Origin of the sequence: Clostridium coskatii, assembly GCF_001675205.1 — a bacterium.
Classification (GTDB): Bacteria; Bacillota; Clostridia; order Clostridiales; family Clostridiaceae; genus Clostridium_B; species Clostridium_B ljungdahlii.
This window is the reverse complement of record NZ_LROR01000057.1, coordinates 29,255-54,751: the sequence shown is the minus strand read 5'-3', so window position 1 is coordinate 54,751 and position 25,497 is coordinate 29,255. Positions and strand designations below refer to the sequence as shown.

The following is a 25,497-nucleotide window of genomic DNA, read 5'->3' as shown; positions in this document are numbered from 1 at the left end:
AGTGGAATTGATAGTATTTTCTATCCTACTTTTCTTAGCCTTTTTCTCCAATTTGGTATTAATATGTCTTCTACTAAGTCATTCATTATAACTATGCCACACAGCTTTTCTTCATCATCTATTACAGGTAATGAAATAAGATTATATTTTGAACACATCTCTATGGCTTCATCTATATTTTCCTTATGATTTATACTTACTACATCCTTGATCATTATCGCCTTTAATGTATCTTCAAAATCTGACAATATCAAGTCTTTCAGAGACACCACACCTTCAAGCTGCTTTTGATCATTGATAATATATATATAATGTGATACCTCATCTTCCGGATTAATTTCTTTTAAAAACTCAATAGTATCTTTAACGGTTATGTTTATATTAAAGCAGATAAAATCCTTATTCATTATACTTCCTACAGTTTCTTCCTTATATTCCATAAGTGATCTTACTTCATCTGCATCATTTTTTTCCATATTTATAAGTATTTTTTCTGCAGTATCTTTATCTACTTCATCTAAAATATCCGCTATTTCATCATTAGGCATATTGTATAATACCTCATCCCTTTTAGATTGACTCAAATTTTCCAGAATATCCAGTTGTACTTCTGGATCTATTTCCTCTAATGTATCCGCTGCTAGATCCTCATCTAAACTTTCAAAAACCTTCTTTCTGTAGTTTACATCCATATCTTCTAATATATCTGCTAAATCAGCAGGATGGAGTTTAGATAACTTTTTATATGGTACGGAAAGTTTTAAATTGTTATTTATCATTTCTAGTGATTCTACATTATCCCAAATTATAAGGCTATCTTCAGGTTTTTTATTAAATAAATCATAAAACTTTTTTATGATTTTTTCTATACCAAGCCTTCTTCCTAAAGCAAGAACTCCTGTATCTACTGCTACAACCCTATACTCTCCTGCCATTTCTGCAATTCTGAGATCATTAACTCTTACAAGTTTTTTCCCGTTTATATCCACTATCTGTCTATCTAAAAGATGTTTTGATAAAAGATAGGAATAACTTTGAAGTATTATTTCCCTTATACCTTCTCCTTTAATTATAACCTTGTCGTTATCATCATAAAAGTTTATGTTCCTACACTCACAATTAAGTATTTCTTTGCCCTTTTTTATCTTATATCCTATGGCTCTTGGCATTCCATGATCAGAAGATACATAAACGTCCCAAAGTTTCCCTACATATTCGTCAAATTCATTATAAACCTTTTTATAAAGAACCTTACTCAACAAGAAACTAGATAACTTTTTCATAAATATTCCTCCTTATATGCAGAGAAATATTTATAGAATCTACATCAACGTTTTAAAAGTTATCAATAGCATTGCCATCACCAATTAGACCTAATACTTCCCTGCACTCCTTCTATTAAATTTTCTTCTAAGATGCACCGACCTCCATAAGGTCCGTTTTCCATTTAACACACCACCTAAATTAAAAAATTTAAACATATGCAAACAACTAAAAAAAGCCCATAGGGCTCTTAAACTAAAACTTTTTTAATCGTACGAGTTTTAGCACTATATAGCTTTAGATTTTCATCCAGCTGCATTAAGTAAAACCTTACTACGGTAATACCTGTTCACCCATTGGCATCTCTCGATGTTTCGGGGCAGCAGCATATGTCTATATAGGAGCCTCACCTAACATAATTAAACATAAACATTTACTTTTATCCGATGGCTACCAGCCGTAATACCCCCCATCTTCTTATAAAGTGGGGGATAACGGCTGCTACACCCCTGGATAACGATTTCTAAGTTTCAGATGGAGAAAAAACTCCACCTGAAACCAAGAACTCTGTTTATATTATAATTATATTACAAATTCACTATAATGCAACTAGTAAATATTAAATTTATTTATATTTACCTGTTATGATACTTTAATTTCATTTTGCTCATTTTAATGTAAAATATCATAATTTATCTTTGCATGTTTATATTATTTAGTGTGTGTTCTCTTTTCCTTATCACTATTCAAAATCTACATATTCCTAAATATTTATCTCATAATATAATATGTTATACTAAAAATAAGTGAAACTAAATCTGAAATATAAGAACGGAGAATGTAAATTGAATTTAAATACTAGTTTTTTACCTATATGTAAAAACGACATGAACGCAAAAAATATAAATCAGTTAGATTTTGTCCTTATAACAGGAGATGCTTACGTAGATCATCCTTCTTTCGGCTCAGCTATAATATCAAGAGTCCTGGAAAAGGAGGGTTTTAAAGTAGGAATAATAGCTCAGCCTAACTGGAAAAATGTAAATGACTTTATGAAACTTGGAAAACCTAAATTGGCCTTTTTAATAAATTCCGGAAATATAGATTCTATGGTAAATCATTATACTGCGTCAAAGAAAAAAAGGCATGATGATCTTTACTCCCCAGGAGGTAAATCTGGTTATAGGCCCGACAGAGCTGTAATAGTATACTGTAACAGGGCAAGAGAAGCCTATAAGGATGTTCCAATAGTAATTGGTGGAATAGAAGCTAGTTTAAGGAGATTTGCCCACTATGATTACTGGAGTGATAATGTAAGAAGAAGTATCCTTTTAGATTCAAAAGCAGATCTACTCATATATGGTATGGGAGAAAAAACCATAGTACAAGTGGCAAACCTATTGAAATATGGAATGAGCATCCATAAAATTACAGATGTAAGAGGTACAGTGTACCCTTGTAAAGATAAATCGCTCATAAAGGATTATGTAGAAGTACCTTCTTTTGAAAAAGTAACGCAAGAAAAAAACGCTTATGCCGAAAGCTATAAACTAGAATATTACGAACAAGACGCATTAAGAGGAAAAACCTTAATACAAAAACATGGAGATCATTATATTGTTCAAAACCCACCACAGTTTCCATTAACAGAAGAGGAAATGGATATAGTATATGATTTACCCTACATGAGAACATACCACCCTATATATGAAAAATTTGGTGGAATACCTGCTATAAAAGAAGTAAGTTTCTCCATTACAAGTCATAGGGGTTGTTATGGAGGCTGCTCTTTTTGCGCTCTTACTTTTCACCAAGGTAGAACCATCCAAAATAGGAGCCAAAAGTCTATAATTGACGAGGCCAAATTATTAACTACTTTAGACGACTTTAAAGGATACATACATGATGTAGGAGGTCCTACTGCAAATTTTAGGCATAAGGCGTGCAAAATACAAGAAAAGGCTGGGGTGTGTAAAAATAGACAATGTCTCTTCCCTTCTCCCTGCAAAAACTTAATTATAGATCATAGTGAATACTTAAATCTATTGAGGAAAATAAGAAAAATTCCTGGTATAAAAAAGGTATTTATACGTTCAGGAATAAGATATGACTATTTAATAAATGATAAAAATACGGATTTTTTTGAAGACTTATGTAAATATCACATAAGTGGTCAATTAAAGGTAGCTCCAGAACATATAAGCGACAGGGTTCTAAATCAAATGGGAAAACCTAAAATGGACGTATACAATAAATTTGTAAAAAAATATTTTGAAATAAACAAAAAAATAAATAAAAAACAATATCTAGTTCCTTACCTCATGTCCAGTCACCCGGGAAGTGATTTAAATGCAGCTATAGAACTAGCTGAGTATATAAAAAGCATGGGATATACTCCTGAACAAGTTCAGGATTTTTATCCTACACCTGGTAGTTTATCTACAACTATGTACTATACAGGCATTAATCCTTTAAGTGGTGAGAAAGTATATGTACCTAAATCACAAAAAGAGAAAAATGAACAAAGAGCACTTTTACAATTTTCTGTTCCGAAAAATTACAATTTAGTAAAAGAGGCTTTAATCAAATGTGGTCGTGAAGATCTAATTGGATCTGGTCCTCATTGCTTAATACCAAAAAATTCTCCAAGAAGACGTCATCATAAAAGTAGTCATAAGAGCTCTAAGTAAGAAATGGCTTTATCCGATGACTACCTGCTCTAATACTTCCACTTCTCCAAGTGGGAGTAAAGAGCAGCTATGTCCCTGGATAACGATTTCTAAGCATCAGGTGGAGTCAAAACTCCATCTGATGCCAAGAACTCTGTTTATATTCCGGATATTTTTACAACCTTAAGTACGTTAAATATTTTGATAAGTCTAAGCAAAAAATTCCAAAAATCTAAGAACTTTTCAAAACTCGTGCCTCAAACAATTCGAAAGTTCTAAGATTTTTTAAGGAATTTTTCACTAAGACTTATATACAAAATATTTAAAAGTACTTCATTATTGTAAAAATATCTTTACATATAAAAGAATTTCTTAAATTAGAACATTATATGATAACTTTCCTCCCAACGTCATGAAACATTAAAATTATAGATTTCCTGAGGTACGAGAGAAGTCATCATTATTTGAACTTTGATATTTGGACTTTAAACTTTTTACCATGTTAAATGTTGTAAAAATGTTCGGAGCATAAGTTATTTTTTACATGAAACTTTGTTAGGGACTTTGTAATTAAGCCTGTCAGCTGTTTTTTTCACTTTATTCAAAGCATATATGAAAACAACAATCCAGCCTACATCTCCAAGTATATTTTCTGCTAAAACTCTAATACCCATAAGCCACGCTATGAGCTCTGATATAGTTATGCAAGCTGCCAACAATACCATGTATATACCAAGTTTATTGGCATTGGTTTTATTAACAAATCCCAAAACAAAAAATATTACTAAAGTATTAAATACCAAGTATCCCCAGTATATATATTGATTTGATAAAACAAGAGTATATCCTAAAATAAACTTGTACTCCTCTAAGTTCTGCAGTACAGCTTCGCACTTATACATCACAATAGCATATGCAGCACAAAGTACTGCAGTTATTATAAATATGTAATAAAATTTAACATTATCTTTTCTTACAAAAATATAAAGCACTGTAATAACTATAATTGGGACTGAGAGTAAATTCAAGAAAAAAGGCACTTTCAGCAAATATAAATATTTCATACTGCTGGAAAAGTACATAATAAAAATAGAAGTGTACCTTAACAACATAGCCCCTATAATAATAAAAGCTACAACTTTTATTTTATCCGATAAAAATCTAATTAAAATAGCTCCTCTGAAGAGCATTATAAGCATGATAAGCAATAAAAAAACATAAACGTAGAATGCCATATATTCTCCTTCTTTATTAATAGTATTCTAATTATATTTATTAATATCGCTTATCTTATATTACTATTTTAAATAAATTTATAACTTTATCTCATCTTTTAATCCTAAAACTTCTATTCCACCTTTAATACACTCTATAACAAGTGGAAAATCCGGTCCCCTTTCACCATCTATATCAGTGACTATATCTTCATCACAATACACTTCTATTTTATTTGATTTAAAGTATATAAGTCCAGAAGTATCTTCCAAGTGATCTCCTCTTAGCATTTTTATAAATAGTGATATAATATCCTTTATCATTCCTGCTTTTATTATAATTACATCTAAAAGTCCATCTTGAATTTGAGCTTTATATGCAAACTTAAAGTTTCCTGCCATCTGTCCATTAAATATGAGCATAAGGTACATGTCCCCATCAAAAATTGCATTCTCAGACTTAACTTTTACCTTAATTTTTCTTAAATTTGGAAGTTGCTCTAATCCTTTAACATAATATGCTAACTTTCCCATAGTATTTTTTAAATTTACATCTGTTTTTTGAGATACATCCGTAAACAGTCCCGTACTAGCAACATTTATGAAATATTTGTCATTTACCTTTCCTAAATCTAATTTTTTAGGAACACTGTTTACTATCTGTTGGCAGGCCTTTTTAATATTTTGCGGCATTCCTATAAATTTAGCAAAATCATTGGCAGTTCCTACCGGAAGTATGGCTATAGGCATATCTATATTTAACCTCTTCATACAGTTTACAACATTGTCTACTGTTCCATCCCCTCCAGCTATCAGTATGTATTTGTAAGTTTCATCTATATCTTCAAATGCCTTTTTTATGTCAAATTCAAAACTTATTCTAAAAGGAACTATTTCATAACCATATTTTTGATGTATCATAATAACTTTATCTATATTTGATATTATTGTATTTTCTCCTGAATATGGATTATAAATAAATTTCACTTTATTCATGTTAAACTCCTCTAATTATATAAATTACAAACCTAGATTCTTTATTTAAATATGTCACCTGATATTATATCACCTAAAGTAATAAATCCACAAGATTACTTGTAAATCTTGTGGATTTATTTACAAATTATTAAATTCTAAAATGCTGAGTAGTTATTTTCCGATATACTACTCAAAGCATCTCCTGCCTGAGTATTTGATTTAGGATTTACTGCTAAATCTCCTAAAGATACCATTCCAACTACATTTTTATTTTCAACAATAGGTAATCTTCTTATTTGCTTATCACTCATTATTCTGGATGCATCCTCCAAATTCATATCAGGTGATCCAGTTACAGGATTTGCCGACATAATATCTCTTACAAATTTGGATTCAGTACCTCCACTCTGGGATGCTGATCTTATAGCTATATCCCTATCTGTCACAATTCCTATAACTTTTCCATTTTTACAAACTGGAACAGCTCCTATATTATTTTGCTGCATAATTTGTGCTGCTTTTTCCACAGTATCGTCATCATTTAAACTTATTACAGATTTAGTCATTATATCTTTAACTTTCATTTCAAACACCCCTTTAGTCATTTTCAAAGAAATATCTACTAGTCAGTATGCTAGCCTATTTTCTTTCAAATGCCTTAAATTTAATTTCATATTTATTATGTCCTAATCTAAAGATTATGTTACTTATAAATTATTGGTATCTTTAGACTTTTTTTTATGCATGTATATAGAAATACATGCTATAATAAATAAAACTATTATGGGCAATATGAACTTAAATGAAAACGGCTTTGTCAAATTTCCTCCTATTAAGGAATAAGTCACCATTTCAGGTAAAATTCCTACTAAAGTTCCAAAAATAAAATCTCTATATTTAATTTTTGTAAGTCCTGCAGCATAACTAAGTGGATCATAGGGGAATACAAAACTTAATCTCATTGCAGTCATAATCCTAAATCCATACTTTTCTATATTGTCATTTAATGTTAAAGCCTTCCCTTTAAGAATCTTATTTACAAAAGATCTACCTAAAAATCTAGATAAAAAGAAAGCTAGTGTAGCTGATCCAAAGCAGCCAATCATACTGAGCAAAAGAGCCATATATGAATTAAATATGCTCCCCGCAATTATTGACATAAGAGATGCAGGCAATATAATCACTACAGGTCTTATAGTATAAATTAAAATAAAAATAATATCTGAAAATTTCCCATAGCTTTGTATATAGCTTCTGATACTATCCATACTTATCCTATATAAACTTCCTTTATATTTGTATAGAATAAATATGATAGTAAAAACCAAAAAAAATACTATCAAACACTTAAAAATACTTTCTTTACTATTTCTCATAAATCCACAACTATCCTTTTTTTAATTTTAAAATACAAATTAAATTACTAAATATATAATAAAATAAAGAGTAAATTCTGTATATAGTTTTTAGTATTATAACTTATACATGTAATATTTACATATTTTTGATAAATATTCAATAGAAAATATATGACCTATTTATTACATTAAAGGCTTTTCCAAAATGATTTTAGTTGTGAATTGAAGTTTCTTGTATGTTTTTAACAAAAAATTTACAAGTTTGTCATAGAAAAGACACAGACTATGTACTTAACTATTTTCATAAAATGAGGTATAATTAACTTACGCAATTATATACTTTTTAATAAGTTGAGGGAATATAATTTAATTTTGTTATTTTTAAGGAGTGGTCACAGTGGCTAAAATAGCTAGAAGTTCAGTGCCTAATGCGTTTACGTTTGCTAATCTTAGTTGTGGTATAATGTCTCTAATGATGTCCTTTCAGGAAAATTATTTATGGGCCGGTATATTTATACTACTTGCATGTTTAGCTGATAGATATGATGGAAGAGTTGCTAGGTTTTTAAAAGTGTCCAGTGAATTAGGTAAACAACTGGATTCTCTTGCAGATTTAGTTTCTTTTGGAGTTGCCCCATCAGTTCTTACATTTAATATATATAATTTTTCTACTTTTGGATTATTAGGTTATATGTTAGTATTATTGTTACCAATATGTGGAGCATATAGACTGGCAAGATTTAATATTACTGATTTTGATGGACAATTTTTTGGTATTCCAATAACTTTTGCAGGTATGTTTATGGCTTTATATTGTTTAATTACATTTAGACATCCTGTTCCTGCAGAACTTACCATTTTACTTATCGTAATACTTTCTTACCTTATGATTTGTAAATATAGGTTTAAGAAGTTCTAATTTTAGTAAATAACTACATTTTATAAAAGAGATTAAGTAAAAATGTGTTTTACTTAATCTCCTTTTGTATCATCATCCTCATCCATATCGTCTAAATTATTTAGAAACAATTCTTCATCTATTTCTGTTTCCACGTATTTAATTTGCATTTTTGCTTTTATAACTTCAGTAGTAATTTTACAGTATTCTGAGTATACTTCAGTAGAATCTTTTAATGTATCCACAACTTTATCAATTACATTTCCAAGCTTATATACTCTCTTTAAGGAATCTTTAACTTCACCTTTATGCACTCCTGCTATAGAATTTAATTCTCCAGCTCCACCTATTAGTAGTCTATAGGAATTAGTTAATTTAGATAATAGCTCTGCTAAATTATTTACATCACAATAATAATCTTCAATTATTTTTCTATGGGACAATATTTATCACCCTGCCTCAAATTTAAGATTTTCGCAACATGGTGAAGAAAAACCTCATTCATTTTGGTCTTTAACTATTAACTCAACCTTCGCAGTTTAAAAATAATTGGATCTATATGAAATCCAACCTCCACTTAGAAAGCCTATAGTATACTATATTATTATTTAATAAAATTAATGCACTAATTATAAAAATTTATAATTAGTGCATTAATTTTACTCTTACATATATAAATTTAATGGTATTGAATTTAATGTAAACATATTCATTTAATTCTTATTAGTGAAATTAAATACAATATGGCTTTAAAAAAACATATAATTATTGTATCATTAGAGTATATTATTTATATTGGTAGTATTCAGTACCATAATTTTGAAAAATTATTTTTATTATTTAGTGTGTACAGAGGTGGTATACTTTGAACTATAAATCAGGAGAAAGTGAACTTTATCACAAAGAAACACTTTACCTAGATAGTTTAAAATGCTTTACTAAACATAAAGCAAATAAAGAAAATTATAACTTATGGATTCTAGAAGGAGTCTTAAAAGGTATTACTGATATTATAAAGGTGTTTGACTCCAATGGTAGGATTCTATTTTTTAATGAAGCTGGGTGTAAGTTTTATAAAAAAACTAAAGATGAAGTTAAAGGTAAAAAGTGTTTTGAAATTTTAAATATGAAAGAAAACTGCAAAAACTGCGGTGTAGAAGAAGCCCTTAGAACTAAAAAACTAATAAGAATAGAAAAGTATTTTCCAGAGCATAACAAATTTATGGATTGCACTTATAATCCTGTTATGGACAATTTGGGAAAAGTGGCATTTGTTGTAGAACAGCAAAAAGATATTACCAAGAAAAAAATATTAGCAAATACAATTAGAGAAAGTGAAGAAAGATACCGCAAAATTATTAATCTTTCACCAGAAGCAATCATTATAACAGTAGATAGTAAAATTGTACTGGCGAATCACAAGGCCTGTAATTTAGTAGGTACAGACTATGATAAAATCATTGGAGAAAATATTTATAAATATATATCAAAGGAATTTATAAAAATCGCCCATAAAAGAGCGAAACAGATATTAGAAGGTAAAAAATCTAAATCCATATATGACTATAAAATTATTCGCTATAGTAATACCCTAATAGATGTAGAAATATCAGCAAGTTATTTAATGTATAAAGGCAGTCCTGCGATTCAAGCAATAATTAGAAATATTTCTGATATGAAAAGGAGACTAAACGAAGCCTCTAAGCTTCAAAGAAAATACATCGAAGACACATCTCCTATACCTGAAAAACTTAAATTAGAAAGCCTGTACATGCCTGCTAAAACAGTAAGTGGAGACTTTTTTAGGCTGTACAAAGTAAATGAAGATTTAGTTCTTGGAATAATTGGAGATGTTAGTGGCAAAGGAATTACAGCAGCTCTTAATGTACTAGCATTTTTTGTTTTATTTCGTGAAGCAATTTTAATAAGCCGTGATCCACTTGAAATAGTTAAAATTTTAAATAAAAAAATTGCTGACTATTTAAGTGATAACCACTGCATCGCTGCTTGCTGTTTTAGTTTAGATTTTAAGAAAAATGAAGCAAGAGTAGCAGGTGCTGGGATAAGCCAGTTTATGTTTCAAAAAAGCAACTGTAATCCACAAGAATTCATAGTTAGGGGTCCTTTTCTAGGTATGTTTCAAAATGCAGTATTTGATGAAAATGTGATTTTCTTTAAAGAAGGTGATAGATTTTATTTTCCTACGGATGGGTTGGACTTCATATTTAATGATAATGAAATTAGAAAAAATTATCTTAAATCACACACATTAACTGAATTTATAACTTACTTGAAAGCTAAATTAAATAACATAATCAATGAAACCGGAGCATTAAAAGATGACAGCACAATAATAGCTTTGGAAATAAAATGATTTTGGGGGATTAGATATGAAAAGTAATGAATTTATTCTATATGGTTTGTCCAAGCACAAACAGATTATCGATAAAATCACTGCTGAGTTAAATGCTTCAAAGTATAATTTTGATATTAAGCTAATACTTACAGAAGCTTTAACCAATGCCTTTAAGCATGGTAATAATATGAGCATGGACAAACCTATTTATTTAAAATATGTATATGATGATTCAAATGTTCAATTTGAAATTAAGGATTGTGGTACTGGATTTAAAGATACAATAATTAACAAACAATTAGATAATGAAAATATACTAGAAGATGAAGGAAGAGGATTATTTCTCATTAAAAATCTTTCAGATCATATAGAATTAAAACAAAATACCCTAATTATAGAAAAATCCTTGGCTAGCTAGGAAATAACAATAATATTTATCATTAATAATTATTTGAAAAAACTTATCCAAGTACAAAATTTACTTATCTCCCATTTTTATCGAAGATGGGAGTTTTGGCGACTAAACAAGAGTATAAAAGTTTGGAGGTATTTTAATGAAAAAAAGTTTAAAAAATAAATTAGGTTTAATGTTCTTTGTATTTATAACTGTTCCTCTTATTATTTTAGGAACTTTCTCTTATATTAGGACTTCTAGTTTATTACAAAATACAGTTAAAAACCAATTAGAAAGTACTTCAAATCAAACAGTACAATCTATAAATGAAAAAATAGATTCAGTAGACGAGTATATTAAAATTTTAAGTTCTGATGAGCGTATGGCAAAAATTGCTTCAGGCGATACCACTTACAATAATGAAGTCTATACTTATCTACAAAAAATACAAAAAGAAAACAGTAGTGTAATAGAAAGTCTAGTTATCACAAATACATCAGCTAAAGGAATTATTAGCGACTCAAGTGAAAATTATAACGTTGACTATAGTGACAGAGACTACGTCAAAGACGCCTTAGAAGGCTCTAAAAACACTAATAAAAAAACTGTTTTAATATCAAAAGTTACAGGTAAACCTGTAATAGGAATTGCACACCCTTTAAAAATTGACAATAAAATTGTAGGTACATTAATCGGAATAATACCTTTTAAAGGAGTATCTAACATCAAATTAGGTAACTTTGGATATGCATATATGATTAATAAAGATGGACTTATTATCTCCCATCCTAAAACAGATAAGGTATTTAAAGAGAATATTTTAAATAGCACTAACAACCAATTAAAATCTTTGATAAATGAAGCTAAATCAAGTGGAACTTCCGAAGGATACTATAGCTATAATGGATCACGTAAGTTTGGAAAATTTATTTGCAATAATAATTGGATTATAGCAGTAGAAGCTGACTGCAGTACATATATGTCTCCTGCTTCAAGTATTAGAAACTTTACAATTATAATAGCTATATTAGCTTTACTTATTACAATATTTTTATCCTATAGATTTTCTATGAGAGATATAATAAATCCAATTAAGGAATTGGAAAGTTTAATGACCAAAGCTGGTGAGGGTAACTTAACTGTAAGGTCTAAAATAAGCACAGAAGACGAATTGCAGACATTAGGTGAATACTTTAATAAAATGATTGAACATCAGCATAATACAATACATAATGTCAGAGATGCATCAGAAAATTTGGCTGCTTCTTCAGAAGAACTAGCCTCTTCTAATGAGGAAATAAGTTCTACAACAGAACAAATGACTGGCACTATAGAAAAAGTTGCACAAGATGCTGAAACTCAGAATAGCTCTATTGTAGAAGTATCAGAAGTTTTGGTTCAACTGTCAAGCTTGGTTCAAATATCCCAAAATAGAGCACTCACAGCTAAAAAGAATTCCAAACATACCATGGACACTGCAGAAGAAGGAAGAAATAAAATTGAAAATACAGTTGATGCTATTGAAAATATCCGTAAATCATCAACTGCAACAGAAACTACTTTAAAAGTCCTACAGGAGCTTTCTAAAAAAGTAAGTGGAATTATTGATACTATAAACAGTATTTCATCTCAAACTAACTTGCTAGCGCTAAACGCAGCTATTGAAGCAGCAAGAGCTGGAGAACACGGTAAAGGCTTTACCGTGGTGGCAGAAGAAGTTCGTAAACTTTCAGAAGAAACTAACACTGGCGCAAATGAAATATCTTCATTGGTAAGCGAAATGGTAAATGAAATATCCAAAGCTGTAAAAAACATGAATTCCAGCAAAGACGCAGTTGAATCTGGTGTAGTAATAGCAAAAGATGCCGATAAATCTTTTGTAAGTATCATAGACGCCGTAAATCAAATATCAAACAACGTAAATGAAATAGTAGATGTTACAAAAGATGAAGTTGCTACTTCTGATAAAATAGTAAATCTTATTAATACAGTTGCCACTATTACTGAAAACACTGCAGCTAGCAGTGAAGAAGTTGCCGCATCTGCCGAAGAACAAAATTCAGCAATTGAAAATGTGGCAGCTAGTGCTGAGGAGTCTAGTGCATTAGCCGTATCCTTAAACAATCTTGTAGAAAAATTTACAATCTGAGGTGATTTAAAATGAAGGATTTAAATATTGAAATACCAGAAAACTTTGCTGTTGATGAAGCAGATGATCTTAGACAAAAACTTAATTCTCTAATAGATAAAGGTGAAAAAAACTTTTCATTAGATTTTAGTAAATGTACCTTTATTGATAGTACTGGACTTGGAGTTTTAGTCTCAATTTATAAAAAGTGTAAGAACATGAACGGGAGCTTTAAGCTTTATTCAGTTAGAAATGCAGATGTTATGAAAATTTTTAATATGACACGATTAGATAAGGTATTTGAAATAAATAGTTAACTAAAAATGGTATGTTATACTATCTTCTTAGTACAACATACCATTTTTAACTTACATCCACAAAATATAACAAAACAATCCCTAAAGCTTGTTTATAATACTAGCCATATACCCTGCCCCAAATCCATTATCAATATTTACTACACTTACTCCGCTGGCACAACTGTTAAGCATTGAAAGAAGAGCAGCTATTCCTCCAAAACTTGCTCCATATCCTACACTTGTAGGTACTGCAATAACAGGTTTATCAACAAGACCTCCTATGACGCTAGCAAGTGCACCTTCCATACCTGCAATTACTATGATTACTTTAGCTTTTCTTATAATATCTAATTTATTAAACATCCTGTGTATTCCCGCTACACCTACATCAAAAATCTTTTCTACTTTATTTCCAAAAATATTAGCAGTTTCAAAAGCCTCTTCTGCTACAGGTATATCTGATGTTCCTGCTGTAACTATAGCTATATATGATTCTGTCTTCTCTTTAGAGTTTTTTACTATAGTTATAGTTCTCCCTGATTCATTATACTTTGCATAAGGACAAATTTCTTTTACAGCTTTATACATTTCTTTGCTAGCCCTAGTTCCCAATATATTATTATCCTTGGTAAGCATAAACTCAACAATTCCCTTTACCTGATCTACAGTTTTACCTTCACAATATATTACTTCAGGGTACCCAACCCGTATCTCCCTATGGTTGTCTACCACAGCATATCCTAAATCCTTAAATGGAAGATCCTTCAGTTTTTCAATTCCTTCTTCAACCCCTATTTTGTTGTTTTTAATATTTTCTAACAGATTTCTAAGTTCTGATTCATCCATTTTTTCACCTCATAAAGTAAAGTTATTTATCCGATCGCTACCATTGCTAACACCCCATCTTCTATCGAAGTGGGGCATAAGCACTGCTACGCGCCTGGATAACGATTTCTAAGCATCAGATTGAGTCAAAAAACTCAACCTGATGCCAAGAACTCTGTTTATGCCACAACAATTATCAACTATAGAAACAACTTCCCCCTATAAATTCTCTCAAAATGGAGTTATCAGGGACAAAATTAACATCCACTGATTTAAAGAAATGGAGGAAACTTTTAAGCCTCAATGCTTCATAATATACAGGACTAGAGTTATTTATATCGTCCAATTCTTTAAGTGCATAATCCTTTAGCACACATAGCTCGTACACTAACGTAGAATTAAACATAACATCTGCATTTTCCTGAAATACAAATATATTTTTTTCTTCCCCATTTTTTATAGAAGGCCACATCTTTAAAGTATCTTCCGCACTATAGCCTCTAAAAAGAGAATCTCTAACTATTCTCCTTATAATTCTAACATCAGTAGTAGCTATTCTATTGTGATTATCCAAGTTTAATTGAGTAAGAGCACTTATATATATTTTAAATTTATTTTCTTTTGAAATAGCAGAAGTAAGAAGTTCGTTCAATCCATGTATTCCTTCAATTACAATTACCCCTTTTTCTGGCAGTCTCAACTTATTACCAACCCATTTTCTACATCCTGTTTTAAAATCAAAGGTAGGTACTTCAATTTCTTCTCCCCTCATAAGTGCTTCTAGATCATCATTAAAAAGTTTTAAATCAAGGGCATATATAGATTCAAAATCATAATTTCCATTTTCATCTTTGGGAGTATGATCCCTATCCACAAAGTAATCATCCAGTGAAATTGGAATCGGTATTATTCCATTGACTCTTAACTGTATTGAAAGTCTTTTTGAAAAAGTAGTTTTTCCAGAAGAACTTGGTCCAGCAATCAACACAACTTTTACATTTTTTCTTTCGCTTATCATATCAGATATATAGGCAATTTTCTTTTCATGAAGTGCCTCAGCTACCCTTATCATGTATGCAATTTCTTTATTTTCAACTTTATGATTTAAGGATCCTACATCTCCTACTTCAAGTATATTTCCCCATTTTTCAGTTTCATAAAATATCTTACTTAATTTTTTATATTCTACAAATTTAGGCAGATTATAAGGATCAGATTCCACAGGATGCCTTAGTATAAATCCTGGCTCATAATACATTAAATCAAACACTTTCAATACTCCAGTAGAAAATGCCATAGAGCCATAAAAATAGTCGTATCTACCATCTAATTCATATAATTTTACTTCATCTGTATTTACATAATTTAGAAGTCTTACTTTGTCTTCCATACCATAGTTTCTAAAAATTTCTATTGCACGTTCCTTAGTCATCCCTACTTTTTTTATAGGTATATCCTGTTTTATTATCTCTTCCATTTTCTTTTTTATCTTTTTTATATCTTCTTCACAAAGGGGAGTATCTTTATGAATTTCTCCAAATATACCTTTACTTAGAGAATGCTCTATAGTAACTTTTGCCCCCTTAAATAAATCATATACAGCTTTAATAAGAACAAATTGAAGTGTTCTTGCATAGGTTTTGTTTCCTAACTTGTCCCTTATATCTACTATCTTAAAAGTCCCGGATTTTTCCAATGAATTAGTAAGTTCAAAATACTCTTCGTTGACTTTTGCAAGTACCACAGGTATATCCTGTACAGGATAATTGTCCTTAAATATTTTATACAAACTGGTTCCCTTTTTAACCAATATATCTTTCTGACCAACTTTAAGATTTAATATATCTTTTCTATCTTTCTCTTGTATTTCACAAATATCTTTATACGTCAATTTAGTACTTACCTTCCCCATATAATTCATCCCCTTTGACTTAAATATCTTACTAAATTAAGTGTTACTATCATTATACTTCATATTTACTCTAAAATGTTCTCGTTTTTACTTATATTTTTTTGTATTAATGTAAATATATAAATAGATATATATTTTCAATATATAATTTGTGACTTGAAGGGTGGTATTTTATGTTCATAGTACTTTTTAGAACTATTATCTTATATTTGCTAGTTGTAATATCCATGAGGCTTATGGGAAAAAAGCAGATAGGTGAAATGGAACCTTTTGAATTAGCTGTAGCAATAATGATATCTGAATTGGCTTCTCTTCCAATGCAAGATACCAGAATTTCTATAATTCACGGTATAATTCCAATAATAACTCTTTTGACTTTGCAAACTCTTTTAGCGCTGCTCCAGCTTAAGAGTGAAAAAATAAGATTGTTTTTTAGTGGAAAACCAACCATATTAATTGATAAGGGAAAGCTGGACTTAAAAAAATTAAAAGATGAAAAGTTCAATATAAATGATTTAATGGAAGAACTGAGAATGCAGGGATATTACAATTTATCCGACGTAGAATATGCCATACTTGAGACTAGTGGCCAACTTTCTGTTATACCTAAAACCGAACTCACCCCTGTAACTAAAACAGATTTAAAAATAAAACCTTCTCAAGATGTACTGCCCATAACACTCATAATGGATGGTAAAATAAACTTCAAAAACTTGATTATAGCAAAAAAAGATGAAGCTTGGCTCAAACAAATGATGAAGAAAAACAGCATAGTTTCTACAAAAAACATATTAGTAGCTTTACTAGATTCAAAAGGAAAATTTTATTACCAACTAAAAGAAAAAAATACACAGGATGTGATTAAATGAAAAGTTCTATAACATCTTTTACCATATTCATATTGATGATGTTATCTATACTATTTTCAATACAATATTTAAATACAATATGTAGTAAATTAGAAAGTTCGAACATAAAAATAGAAAAATCCATTGAATCAGATTCCTGGAATGAAGCCCGTAAAAATTATGAGAATTTCATGATTCAGTGGGAAAAATATTCACCAAAGGTATCAATTTTTTCAAATCATAACGAAATAGACAATATAAATGGAGAGCTATGGAAACTAGCACAGCATATAACATATAGAAATGGGGAAGAATCCCTAGCCTCTATAAATGTGATAAAAAATTTGCTGCATCACATACTGAAAATGGAGCAACTAAACATCCAAAATCTATTTTAAATGCAATTTTCTATTTAAATTCCATATATTCGATATTGTATTTATGGTAAAAACTATTTACTTCTGATATACTGTAATTGTACGTTTAGTACCTTTAGGCTTAACTAGCGAATATTGTAAAAATGTTCGAAAAATAAGTTTGTCCATAACTTTAAAAACTTTATATAGGGTTCATAATTTAAACCTATAGATTTATATGTAAAAATTTTTTATTCTTATATTAATAAAACATAAGAATAAATTGAATTGCTTATAATATACCCATGTGTATATATCTAGCTTTCACTTAGAAACCCTATATTATAGCTATAAAATATTATATTGGAAGGTGGAATAATAATGGCATTAGTTACTACTAAAAACATGTTCAAAAAAGCTTATGAAGGAAAATATTCAATAGGCGCTTTTAATATTAATAATATGGAGATAATTCAAGGTGTAGTTAATGGAGCAAAGGCTAAAAATTCTGCTGTTATTTTACAATGTTCAGCAGGTGCAATAAAGTATGCAGGTCCTAAATATTTAAAAGCCATGGTAGATGCTGCAATAGAAGAAACAGGTATTGACCTTGCACTTCACTTAGATCATGGTCCTGATTTTGAAACTGTAAAGCTGTGTGTAGAAAATGGTTTTACTTCAGTAATGTTTGATGGCTCACATTTTGATTATGAAGAAAATGTAGCAAAAACTCAGGAAGTTGCAAAATATGCTCATGACCACGGAGTAGTAGTGGAAGCAGAGCTTGGTGTACTTGCTGGAGTAGAAGATGATGTATCTGCGGCAGAACATATATATACGGATCCGGATCAAGCAGAAGACTTTGTAAACAGAACTGGTATAGATTCCTTAGCTATAGCTATAGGTACTTCTCATGGTGCATTCAAATTTCCACCAAACTTCAAACCTAAATTAAGATTTGACATACTTGAAAAAGTTCAGGAAAAACTTCCAAACTTTCCTATAGTACTTCATGGTGCTTCAGCTGTAGATCAAGAAGCAGTAGCAACTTGCAATAAGTATGGAGGAAATTTAGCTGGTGCTAAAGGAATACCAATAGATATGCTTAGAAAAGCTTCTTCAATGGCTGTATGTAAAATAAACATGGATACTGACTTGAGATTAGCTATGACTGCTGCTGTGAGAAAAACTTTTGGAGATAAACCAGAAGTTTTCGATCCAAGAAAATACTTAGGTGCAGGAAGAGATGAAATACAAAAAGTAGTAGAATACAAAATAGATAATGTTCTTGGTTCTGCAAATTCCTTAAAATAAAAAATAAGAGGCTTCCTTATTAGGTTTAAGGAAGCCTCTTATTAAATTTTTATTAATTTAACCTTTAGATATTAACTTTTATGGTATAATTCAAAATAACAATAGTTTTTCATAGGGAGTGAATTCTTTGGAAGAATGCGAAACAAGAATAATAAAAATAGATCCTGATCATATAAGATTAAAACTAAAACAGATGAAAGCTATAAATGTTAAAATGGAAAATCAAACAAATTATATATATGACTTTAAAGATGGACGTCTCATAAAAAATAAAGGTTATGCTAGAATAAGAGTTGTAGAAGATCTACTCCACAATTCAAATCATTTTTACATGACTACTAAAAAACTTTTAAGTCAAGAAAAATATAAAGTAATGGAAGAAAATGAAACTGAAATACTTGATGCAGAAGCAGGTAAAAAAATATTTAGATCACTTGGACTAAACTTACTTCAAGCCATAAAAAAGTACCGGGAAAGTTACAGATATAAAAACAGCTTAATTGAAATAGACATAAATGATACATCCTTCTGTCCTTTCCCTTATATAGAAATAGAAACTAAAAGTGATGGTGAATTAAATGAACTGGTAGAGTTGCTTGGATATTCCATAAAAGATACTACCTCCAAAACCATATATGAAATATTAAATGAAAAATAGGAGAATCTATGTTTGGTTATGTAACTCCATACAAAATGGAGCTTAAAATAAAAGATTATGAAAAATTTAAAGCTTATTATTGCGGATTATGCAGGTCTATAAAATATAACATTGGGAATGTTCCCAGGATCTCTCTAAATTATGACATGACTTTTCTTGCGTTGCTTTTAGACTCTTTAGGAACTGGTGAACAAACTTATATAAAAAAAAGATGTATCCTTCATCCTCTGCAAGAAAAAATTTTTTTAAAGGACAATGATTCTCTGAAATATGCAGCTTTTTGCAATATATACCTAAGTTATTTCAAACTTTTAGATGACACAGTCGACGACCATTCTTTGAAAAGCAAGATATTTTCGATTTGTCTCAAAACATACTTTAACAAAACAGATGAAAATTATAAAAAAGTTTTCATACATATAAAAGAAAATTTGAGTAATCTTTATGAACTTGAAAAGAAAACTAATAATAAATCCATAGATATGATATCTCATCCTTTTGCACACCTTACTGGATTTATATTAAGTTCTTTTAAGTATGAAGAATTTAAAGAGGAACTGTATTTTCTTGGATATAACCTTGGTAAATGGATATATATTATAGATGCTTTAGATGACTTACATGATGATATGTTGAAGGGAAAATTTAATGTTTTAAATAAATGTTTTAATGTGGAAAATTTAAGCTATGAAAGATTTTCTAAAGAAATAGAAGGTAGAATTGATTTCATTTTAGGTACTTGTGCTGCACAGTGCATGAATACTTTTGAAAAACTTCCTATAAAAAAGAATAAAGAATTACTACACAATATATTACAATATGGACTTTTAGATAAGATGGATAAAGTTTTTAAAAGGGGTGTTTACAAAGATGAAAAATCCATATGAAGTACTTGAAATAAATGAAAATGCTTCAAAAGATGAAATAAAAAAGGCTTATAGAACCTTAGCTAAGAAATATCATCCTGATCAGTATGGTAACAATCCACTTAAGGATTTAGCCGAGGATAAAATGAGAGACATAAATGAAGCCTACGACTATTTGATGAAAAATGAAGGGACAAATACATATAATAATGGAAGTGGTAATACCTATACTGGCAGCAATTCTAGCACATATCAGTCTATAGAAAATGATATTTATAATGGGAATTTAAGCAGTGCAGAATCAAAACTTATGGGAATAAACACAAGAGATGCAGAATGGCACTACCTCATGGGGATTTTAAATACTAGAAAGGGCTGGTATGACCAGGCTAGTACTAATTTAAGCACCGCCTGCAGTCTTGATCCAAATAATTTTAAATATCAAGAGGCATTAAACAAGTTAAGAGGTATGAATAATTCCTATAGACAACCTTATTACGACAACAGGAGAAGGGATCCTGACATATGCAACATCTGTGCTACATTATATTGTTTAGACTGCTTATGTGGAGGTGGAAATTGCTAAAACTATCAATCTAAAAAAGAGGTGGATATCAATGACAAAAGCTCAAAATAAAACCTCCAATATAACTAAAGGAGGTTTTTTAACTACCTTAGGAGTCATTTTAATATACTTAAGTGGCATAGTGCCAGTAAATAAGGCTTTTCTTCTGGCTTTGGCTTCTTTTATCATACCATTATCCGTGCTCGTTACAAGTTACAAAAATGCCATTACTATTTATACAGCTACTTCCTTACTATCGCTTTTAATATGTGGTTTTAAAATTACAGTGCTTTCCTACATAGTATTTTTTGGTCTCTATGGATTAATAAAATATTTTGTTGAGAAGCTCAGGAAATTACCTCTTGAAATTATACTAAAACTTGCTTTTTTTAATATATGTTTATTAGTGCTATTTCTACTTTACAGTCTATTTTTCCCCGGTCTTTTAAAAATAAAAATAAGTCCTTATTTAATTGTATTAGGTGCACAAATAGCTTTTCTAATATATGACTATTTATTAACCTTATTTATAAATTATGTTAACAGATATATCTTAAAAATAATAAAATAGTATTGTATTTAATAATAAACTATTGACATATGAATTTATGGTGATATAATGTTTATTGTTGAGATTTACATAACAGTGCCCATTCGCCAAATGGTAAGGCACCTGTCTCTGGAACAGGTATGTGTTGGTTCGAGTCCAGCATGGGCAGCCAAAAGAGAACTCTTTATTTTAGGAGTTCTTTTTTAAAATAAAATTTAAGAATAAATTCTTGACAGAAAACTGTTTAATATTATAAAATGAGAAATAAACTAATATTTAGCTTTGAAAAAGGAACAGTAGTATTTATATCACTAAAGAGAGCTGTTGTTAGGTGAAAAACAGTGTGAACAGAATGCGAACTCACCTTAGGAGCTTATCTGAAGAAAATCAGATACGGCACGAACCGTTATTTTTTGAGTGAAACCAGTTTATAGGTTTAATTAGAGTGGTACCGCGGAAGTTAAATCTTTCGTCTCTTGATTTTAAGAGATGAGAGATTTTTTTATATTCTAGCAACAAATAAACACCACAATTTTACTAGACTTCTTTAGCTTACAAAAGCGTAAAAGCTATATTAAATTACAAATAAAGGAGAAGATATTATGTACAGTATCGAAACTGATAAAAAATGGCAAACAAAATGGGAAGAAACATCACTTTATAAATTTGACGATAACAATTTAGATAAAAAATTATATGTACTGGAGATGTTCTCCTACCCTTCAGGTAGTAAACTTCATGCAGGACACTGGTTTAACTATGCTCCTGTAGATTCCTGGGCAAGACTTAAAAAAATGCAAGGATATAATGTGTTCCAACCTATGGGTTTTGATTCTTTTGGTCTTCCTGCAGAAAACTATGCTATTAAAACTGGAATACACCCAAGTGACTCAACCGAAAAAAATATAGCTACTATGGAAAAACAACTTAAATCTATGGGTGCAATGTTCAATTGGGAAAATGAAGTAATTACCTGTCATCCTGAATATTATAAATGGAATCAGTGGTTATTTTTACAATTATATAAACATGGTTTAGCTTATAGAAAAAATGCCCCTGTAAACTGGTGCCCTAGCTGTAAAACAGTACTTGCAAATGAGCAGGTACAAGATGGATTTTGTGAAAGATGTGGCACCGAGGCAACTAAAAAGGATTTAACTCAATGGTTCTTCAAGATTACAGATTATTCAGAAGAACTTCTTCAGTGCTTAGATAAGCTGGATTGGCCAGAAAAAACAAAGGCTATGCAAAGACATTGGATAGGTAAATCCACCGGTACAAATGTAACTTTTAAGGTAGCAGATTCCGATATTGAGTTCAGTGTATTTACTACAAGAGTTGATACCTTATTTGGTGTTACTTATGTAGTTTTATCACCTGAAAATACCTTAGTTGATAAATTGACCAAAGAAGAATACAAAGATGAAGTAGAAAAATATAAAGAATCAGCTAAGAAGCAAAGTGAAATCGAGAGACAATCAATTACAAGAGAAAAAACTGGTGTATTCAGTGGTTCTTATGCTATAAATCCTATAAATGGCAGAAAGGTTCCTATATGGATAGGAGATTATGTACTAAATACTTATGGTACTGGTGCCGTAATGGCAGTTCCTGCCCACGATGAAAGAGACTTTGCATTTGCAACAAAATATAAGTTACCTATTGAAAGAGTTATAGAAGGTGGAGATTCCTTACCTTATGTAGAACATGGCAAAATGATAAATAGCGGTGAATTCAATGGTCTAACTACAAAAGAAGGCAAAGAAGCTGTAACTAAAAAACTTGAAAGTATGGGGTTAGGCTCTGGAAAAGTAAATTACAGACTAAGAGACTGGTTAATTTCAAGACAAAGATATTGGGGAACTCCTATTCCTGTAGTATATTGCGAAAAATGTGGAATAGTTCCTGTACCAGAAGATCAACTGCCAGTTGAACTCCCTTATAATGTAGAATTTTCTCCTGATGGTAAGTCTCCTCTTTTAAAATCAGAAGAATTCATGAATACTACATGCCCTTGCTGCGGAGGTCCAGCAAAAAGAGAAGCTGATACTTTAGACACATTTGTATGTTCTTCCTGGTATTACTTAAGATATGTTGATAATAAAAACAGTAAAAAACCTTTTGATAAAGTTAAAATAGATAAAATGCTTCCAGTAGACATGTACGTAGGCGGCCCTGAACATGCTTGCATGCATCTTCTGTATGCCCGATTTATTACTAAAGCTCTCAGAGATATGGGATTCTTAGACTTTGATGAACCTTTCCTATCTCTTAGACATCAGGGTATAATACTTGGTCCTGATGGTCAAAAAATGAGTAAATCAAAAGGAAATACTATATCCCCAGATGACTGCATAGAAGAATACGGTTCTGATGTATTTAGACTGTATTTGATGTTTGGATTTGACTATAGTGAAGGTGGGGCCTGGAGCGATGATGGAATCAAATCTATAAGCAGATTCGTAGATAGAATTGACAGAACTATAGCTTCCATAAAGGAAATTATAGAAAATGAAGATACCGGAAAAACTTCTATGGATGATGCCGAAAAGGAATTGAACTATACAAGAAACTATTCAATAAAATCTGTATCAGAAGATGCTAATAAGTTCCAATTTAATACATCCGTAGCTAGAATTATGGAATTTACGAATGCACTTTCGAAGTACATTCAGCAAAAAGATAAAAATATATCGCTGCTGAAAGATACTGTAATTGATTTTGTAAAAATTATAGCACCTTTTGCACCTCACTTTGCAGAAGAGCAATGGGAATCTCTAGGAAAAAGCTATTCCATATTTAATGAAAAATGGCCTGATTTCGAACCCAATGCACTTATAAGAGCCGAGGCAGAAATAGCCATTCAGATAAATGGTAAAATCAAAGCTAAAATAAATGTATCCACGAACTTGAAAGAAGACCAGATAAAAGAGTTATCTCTTTCTAATGAACATATCAAATCTCTTTTAGACGGTAAAGATATAAAGAAAGTTATAGTGGTAAAAGGCAGGCTTGTAAATATAGTAGCAAAATAACAATATGTAAATAGCTGTCATTACTAATTTCAGTTGCTAGTTTTAGTTAAAACCTGCAACTGAATTGTAACATGACAGCTATTTGTACATTTGAAGTAACTTTTCTGTAGAACGGAGTAAGCTTACAAGCTCAGACACTTCCCCCTCTTCAATTAAATTATTTAATTGCACTTGATATCTAGTTGATTCGCTTAACTTTCCCATAGAAGACATCGTAAGTATATTGTTCATTATATCAGAAACCAAGCTTGACTTTACTTCAAATAACTTTTGAGCATCTTTTATTTCATCCTTGATCTCAAGCATCTGTTGATCAAGCTGGAAAGCTGCATCTGCCGCACTCTTAAGTTTTAATTTTATTCCACCAGGTATATCCTGCTTATATTTGTAGTTCAGCGAGTGCTCTATAGTAGCCCAAAAATTCATGGCAAGAGTCCTTATCTGAAACTCAGCTAGTATTTCTTTCTCACCCTCTGCCATATTAACAGGGTATTTAATTATTACATGGTAGCTCCTATATCCACTTTCCTTCACATTAGATACATAATCTTTTTCATACATTATACTCATGTCTTTCCTATTTCTTATTATTTCAACTACCTTTTCTATATCATCTACAAACTGACACATAACTCTAATACCAGCTATATCTTCCATCTCATAACCTATTCTGTCAAGAGGTATATTGAACTTATTTGCTTTCTCTAATATGCTAGATATCTCTTTTACTCTTCCAGTAACAAATTCTATTGGTGAGTATTCATTCCTTTTTCTATATTCTTTTCTTATACTTTTAAATTTTACTTTCAACTCTTCAACAGCTTGACTATATGGTATTAAGAATGTTTTCCATTCCCCTATTGCCACATAAATCACCCCCAACAAATTATATAGGTACATTATTATTATATCAAAAATTTAAATTATTCAATATAGTATATATGTTCCCTATACACTTAATAGTATAATTTTAATAATTTTTTTGATATAATAATATTATAACTTAATAAT

The 25,497-nt window shown here is 30.2% G+C and carries 23 protein-coding genes, 1 tRNA gene, 1 riboswitch and 1 other annotated feature; of the genes, 15 read left to right on the top strand and 9 right to left on the bottom strand.

All coding sequences use genetic code 11. From position 1 onward, the window contains the following. Nucleotides 1-20 precede the first annotated feature (20 nt). On the bottom strand, nucleotides 21-1,283 hold the full coding sequence (locus tag CLCOS_RS14515; RefSeq protein WP_013236981.1) for a magnesium transporter: 1,263 nt from the start codon (nucleotides 1,281-1,283) through the stop codon (nucleotides 21-23). A gap of 238 nt (nucleotides 1,284-1,521) precedes the next feature. Beyond that, nucleotides 1,522-1,688: riboswitch (M-box (ykoK) riboswitch) on the bottom strand. Between the two features lie 420 nt (nucleotides 1,689-2,108). On the opposite strand from CLCOS_RS14515, the gene CLCOS_RS14510 reads away from it, so the two are divergent. After that, nucleotides 2,109-3,953: a YgiQ family radical SAM protein gene (locus CLCOS_RS14510; RefSeq protein ID WP_063600963.1), complete on the top strand. Its 1,845-nt coding sequence runs from the start codon at nucleotides 2,109-2,111 to the stop codon at nucleotides 3,951-3,953. A gap of 512 nt (nucleotides 3,954-4,465) precedes the next feature. Here CLCOS_RS14510 and CLCOS_RS14505 read toward each other — a convergent pair. The 4 genes from CLCOS_RS14505 to CLCOS_RS14490 form a co-directional block, all read right to left on the bottom strand. Beyond that, nucleotides 4,466-5,167: a hypothetical protein gene (locus CLCOS_RS14505; RefSeq protein ID WP_063600964.1), complete on the bottom strand. Its 702-nt coding sequence runs from the start codon at nucleotides 5,165-5,167 to the stop codon at nucleotides 4,466-4,468. 78 nt (nucleotides 5,168-5,245) lie between these two features. Next, a complete protein-coding gene (locus CLCOS_RS14500) occupies nucleotides 5,246-6,142 on the bottom strand; it encodes a YegS/Rv2252/BmrU family lipid kinase (RefSeq protein WP_013236978.1) in 897 nt (298 codons plus the stop codon). Between the two features lie 137 nt (nucleotides 6,143-6,279). Beyond that, nucleotides 6,280-6,708, bottom strand: a complete 429-nt coding sequence (locus CLCOS_RS14495; RefSeq protein WP_013236977.1) for a CBS domain-containing protein — start codon at nucleotides 6,706-6,708, stop codon at nucleotides 6,280-6,282. Nucleotides 6,709-6,831: 123 nt separating this feature from the next. After that, nucleotides 6,832-7,392 (bottom strand): TVP38/TMEM64 family protein, encoded by a 561-nt coding sequence (locus CLCOS_RS14490; RefSeq protein WP_174377505.1) that lies wholly within the window; start codon nucleotides 7,390-7,392, stop codon nucleotides 6,832-6,834. Nucleotides 7,393-7,879: 487 nt separating this feature from the next. Between CLCOS_RS14490 and pssA the strand changes: the two genes are divergently transcribed. After that, nucleotides 7,880-8,401 (top strand): CDP-diacylglycerol--serine O-phosphatidyltransferase, encoded by a 522-nt coding sequence (gene pssA, locus CLCOS_RS14485; protein WP_153042940.1) that lies wholly within the window; start codon nucleotides 7,880-7,882, stop codon nucleotides 8,399-8,401. Nucleotides 8,402-8,454: 53 nt separating this feature from the next. Here pssA and CLCOS_RS14480 read toward each other — a convergent pair whose 3' ends face one another. Beyond that, the gene (locus tag CLCOS_RS14480) at nucleotides 8,455-8,823 is read right to left on the bottom strand and encodes a hypothetical protein (RefSeq protein WP_013236974.1); all 369 of its coding nucleotides are present in this window, start codon (nucleotides 8,821-8,823) and stop codon (nucleotides 8,455-8,457) included. A gap of 422 nt (nucleotides 8,824-9,245) precedes the next feature. On the opposite strand from CLCOS_RS14480, the gene CLCOS_RS14475 reads away from it, so the two are divergent. The 4 genes from CLCOS_RS14475 (at nucleotide 9,246) to CLCOS_RS14460 (ending at nucleotide 13,575) form a co-directional block, all read left to right on the top strand. Then, nucleotides 9,246-10,754 carry a PAS domain S-box protein gene (locus CLCOS_RS14475; RefSeq protein ID WP_023162592.1) on the top strand — a complete coding sequence of 503 codons (1,509 nt, stop codon included), beginning with the start codon at nucleotides 9,246-9,248 and terminating at the stop codon, nucleotides 10,752-10,754. A gap of 16 nt (nucleotides 10,755-10,770) precedes the next feature. After that, nucleotides 10,771-11,154: an ATP-binding protein gene (locus tag CLCOS_RS14470; RefSeq protein WP_013236972.1), complete on the top strand. Its 384-nt coding sequence runs from the start codon at nucleotides 10,771-10,773 to the stop codon at nucleotides 11,152-11,154. A 136-nt stretch (nucleotides 11,155-11,290) separates the two neighbouring features. Continuing rightward, nucleotides 11,291-13,279 carry a methyl-accepting chemotaxis protein gene (locus tag CLCOS_RS14465; RefSeq protein ID WP_063600965.1) on the top strand — a complete coding sequence of 663 codons (1,989 nt, stop codon included), beginning with the start codon at nucleotides 11,291-11,293 and terminating at the stop codon, nucleotides 13,277-13,279. A gap of 11 nt (nucleotides 13,280-13,290) precedes the next feature. Further along, the gene (locus tag CLCOS_RS14460; RefSeq protein WP_063600966.1) at nucleotides 13,291-13,575 is read left to right on the top strand and encodes an STAS domain-containing protein; all 285 of its coding nucleotides are present in this window, start codon (nucleotides 13,291-13,293) and stop codon (nucleotides 13,573-13,575) included. 81 nt (nucleotides 13,576-13,656) lie between these two features. Here CLCOS_RS14460 and larB read toward each other — a convergent pair whose 3' ends face one another. After that, the gene (gene larB / locus CLCOS_RS14455; protein ID WP_063600967.1) at nucleotides 13,657-14,403 is read right to left on the bottom strand and encodes a nickel pincer cofactor biosynthesis protein LarB; all 747 of its coding nucleotides are present in this window, start codon (nucleotides 14,401-14,403) and stop codon (nucleotides 13,657-13,659) included. A 175-nt stretch (nucleotides 14,404-14,578) separates the two neighbouring features. Continuing rightward, nucleotides 14,579-16,294 carry a nucleoside kinase gene (locus tag CLCOS_RS14450; RefSeq protein ID WP_063600968.1) on the bottom strand — a complete coding sequence of 572 codons (1,716 nt, stop codon included), beginning with the start codon at nucleotides 16,292-16,294 and terminating at the stop codon, nucleotides 14,579-14,581. Between the two features lie 173 nt (nucleotides 16,295-16,467). Between CLCOS_RS14450 and CLCOS_RS14445 the strand changes: the two genes are divergently transcribed. The 9 genes from CLCOS_RS14445 to leuS all read left to right on the top strand — a co-directional run bounded on the left by CLCOS_RS14445 (nucleotide 16,468) and on the right by leuS (nucleotide 24,486). Next, nucleotides 16,468-17,163, top strand: coding sequence for a DUF421 domain-containing protein (locus CLCOS_RS14445; protein ID WP_013236967.1), 696 nt, complete (start codon nucleotides 16,468-16,470; stop codon nucleotides 17,161-17,163). Then, the gene (locus CLCOS_RS14440; protein WP_063600969.1) at nucleotides 17,160-17,540 is read left to right on the top strand and encodes a DUF4363 family protein; all 381 of its coding nucleotides are present in this window, start codon (nucleotides 17,160-17,162) and stop codon (nucleotides 17,538-17,540) included. The genes CLCOS_RS14445 and CLCOS_RS14440 overlap by 4 nt, the downstream gene beginning before the upstream one ends. A gap of 339 nt (nucleotides 17,541-17,879) precedes the next feature. Further along, nucleotides 17,880-18,812, top strand: coding sequence for a class II fructose-1,6-bisphosphate aldolase (gene fba, locus CLCOS_RS14435; protein WP_063600970.1), 933 nt, complete (start codon nucleotides 17,880-17,882; stop codon nucleotides 18,810-18,812). Between the two features lie 127 nt (nucleotides 18,813-18,939). Next, nucleotides 18,940-19,470 (top strand): class IV adenylate cyclase, encoded by a 531-nt coding sequence (locus CLCOS_RS14430; protein WP_063600971.1) that lies wholly within the window; start codon nucleotides 18,940-18,942, stop codon nucleotides 19,468-19,470. A gap of 8 nt (nucleotides 19,471-19,478) precedes the next feature. Next, nucleotides 19,479-20,357, top strand: coding sequence for a DUF5685 family protein (locus CLCOS_RS14425; RefSeq protein ID WP_063600972.1), 879 nt, complete (start codon nucleotides 19,479-19,481; stop codon nucleotides 20,355-20,357). After that, nucleotides 20,341-20,922 carry a J domain-containing protein gene (locus CLCOS_RS14420; protein WP_013236962.1) on the top strand — a complete coding sequence of 194 codons (582 nt, stop codon included), beginning with the start codon at nucleotides 20,341-20,343 and terminating at the stop codon, nucleotides 20,920-20,922. Before CLCOS_RS14425 ends, CLCOS_RS14420 begins: the two co-directional genes overlap by 17 nt. Nucleotides 20,923-20,953: 31 nt before the next feature. Continuing rightward, nucleotides 20,954-21,472 carry a hypothetical protein gene (locus CLCOS_RS14415; protein ID WP_063600973.1) on the top strand — a complete coding sequence of 173 codons (519 nt, stop codon included), beginning with the start codon at nucleotides 20,954-20,956 and terminating at the stop codon, nucleotides 21,470-21,472. A 76-nt stretch (nucleotides 21,473-21,548) separates the two neighbouring features. Next, nucleotides 21,549-21,623: transfer RNA gene (locus CLCOS_RS14410), tRNA-Gln, on the top strand. Between the two features lie 101 nt (nucleotides 21,624-21,724). Further along, nucleotides 21,725-21,931 (top strand) — a binding site (T-box leader). Between the two features lie 122 nt (nucleotides 21,932-22,053). Continuing rightward, a complete protein-coding gene (leuS, locus tag CLCOS_RS14405) occupies nucleotides 22,054-24,486 on the top strand; it encodes a leucine--tRNA ligase (RefSeq protein WP_063600974.1) in 2,433 nt (810 codons plus the stop codon). Nucleotides 24,487-24,564: 78 nt separating this feature from the next. On the opposite strand, the gene CLCOS_RS14400 is transcribed toward leuS, so the two are convergent. Further along, nucleotides 24,565-25,353: a GTP pyrophosphokinase gene (locus tag CLCOS_RS14400; protein WP_063600975.1), complete on the bottom strand. Its 789-nt coding sequence runs from the start codon at nucleotides 25,351-25,353 to the stop codon at nucleotides 24,565-24,567. Between the last annotated feature and the right edge of the window lie 144 nt (nucleotides 25,354-25,497).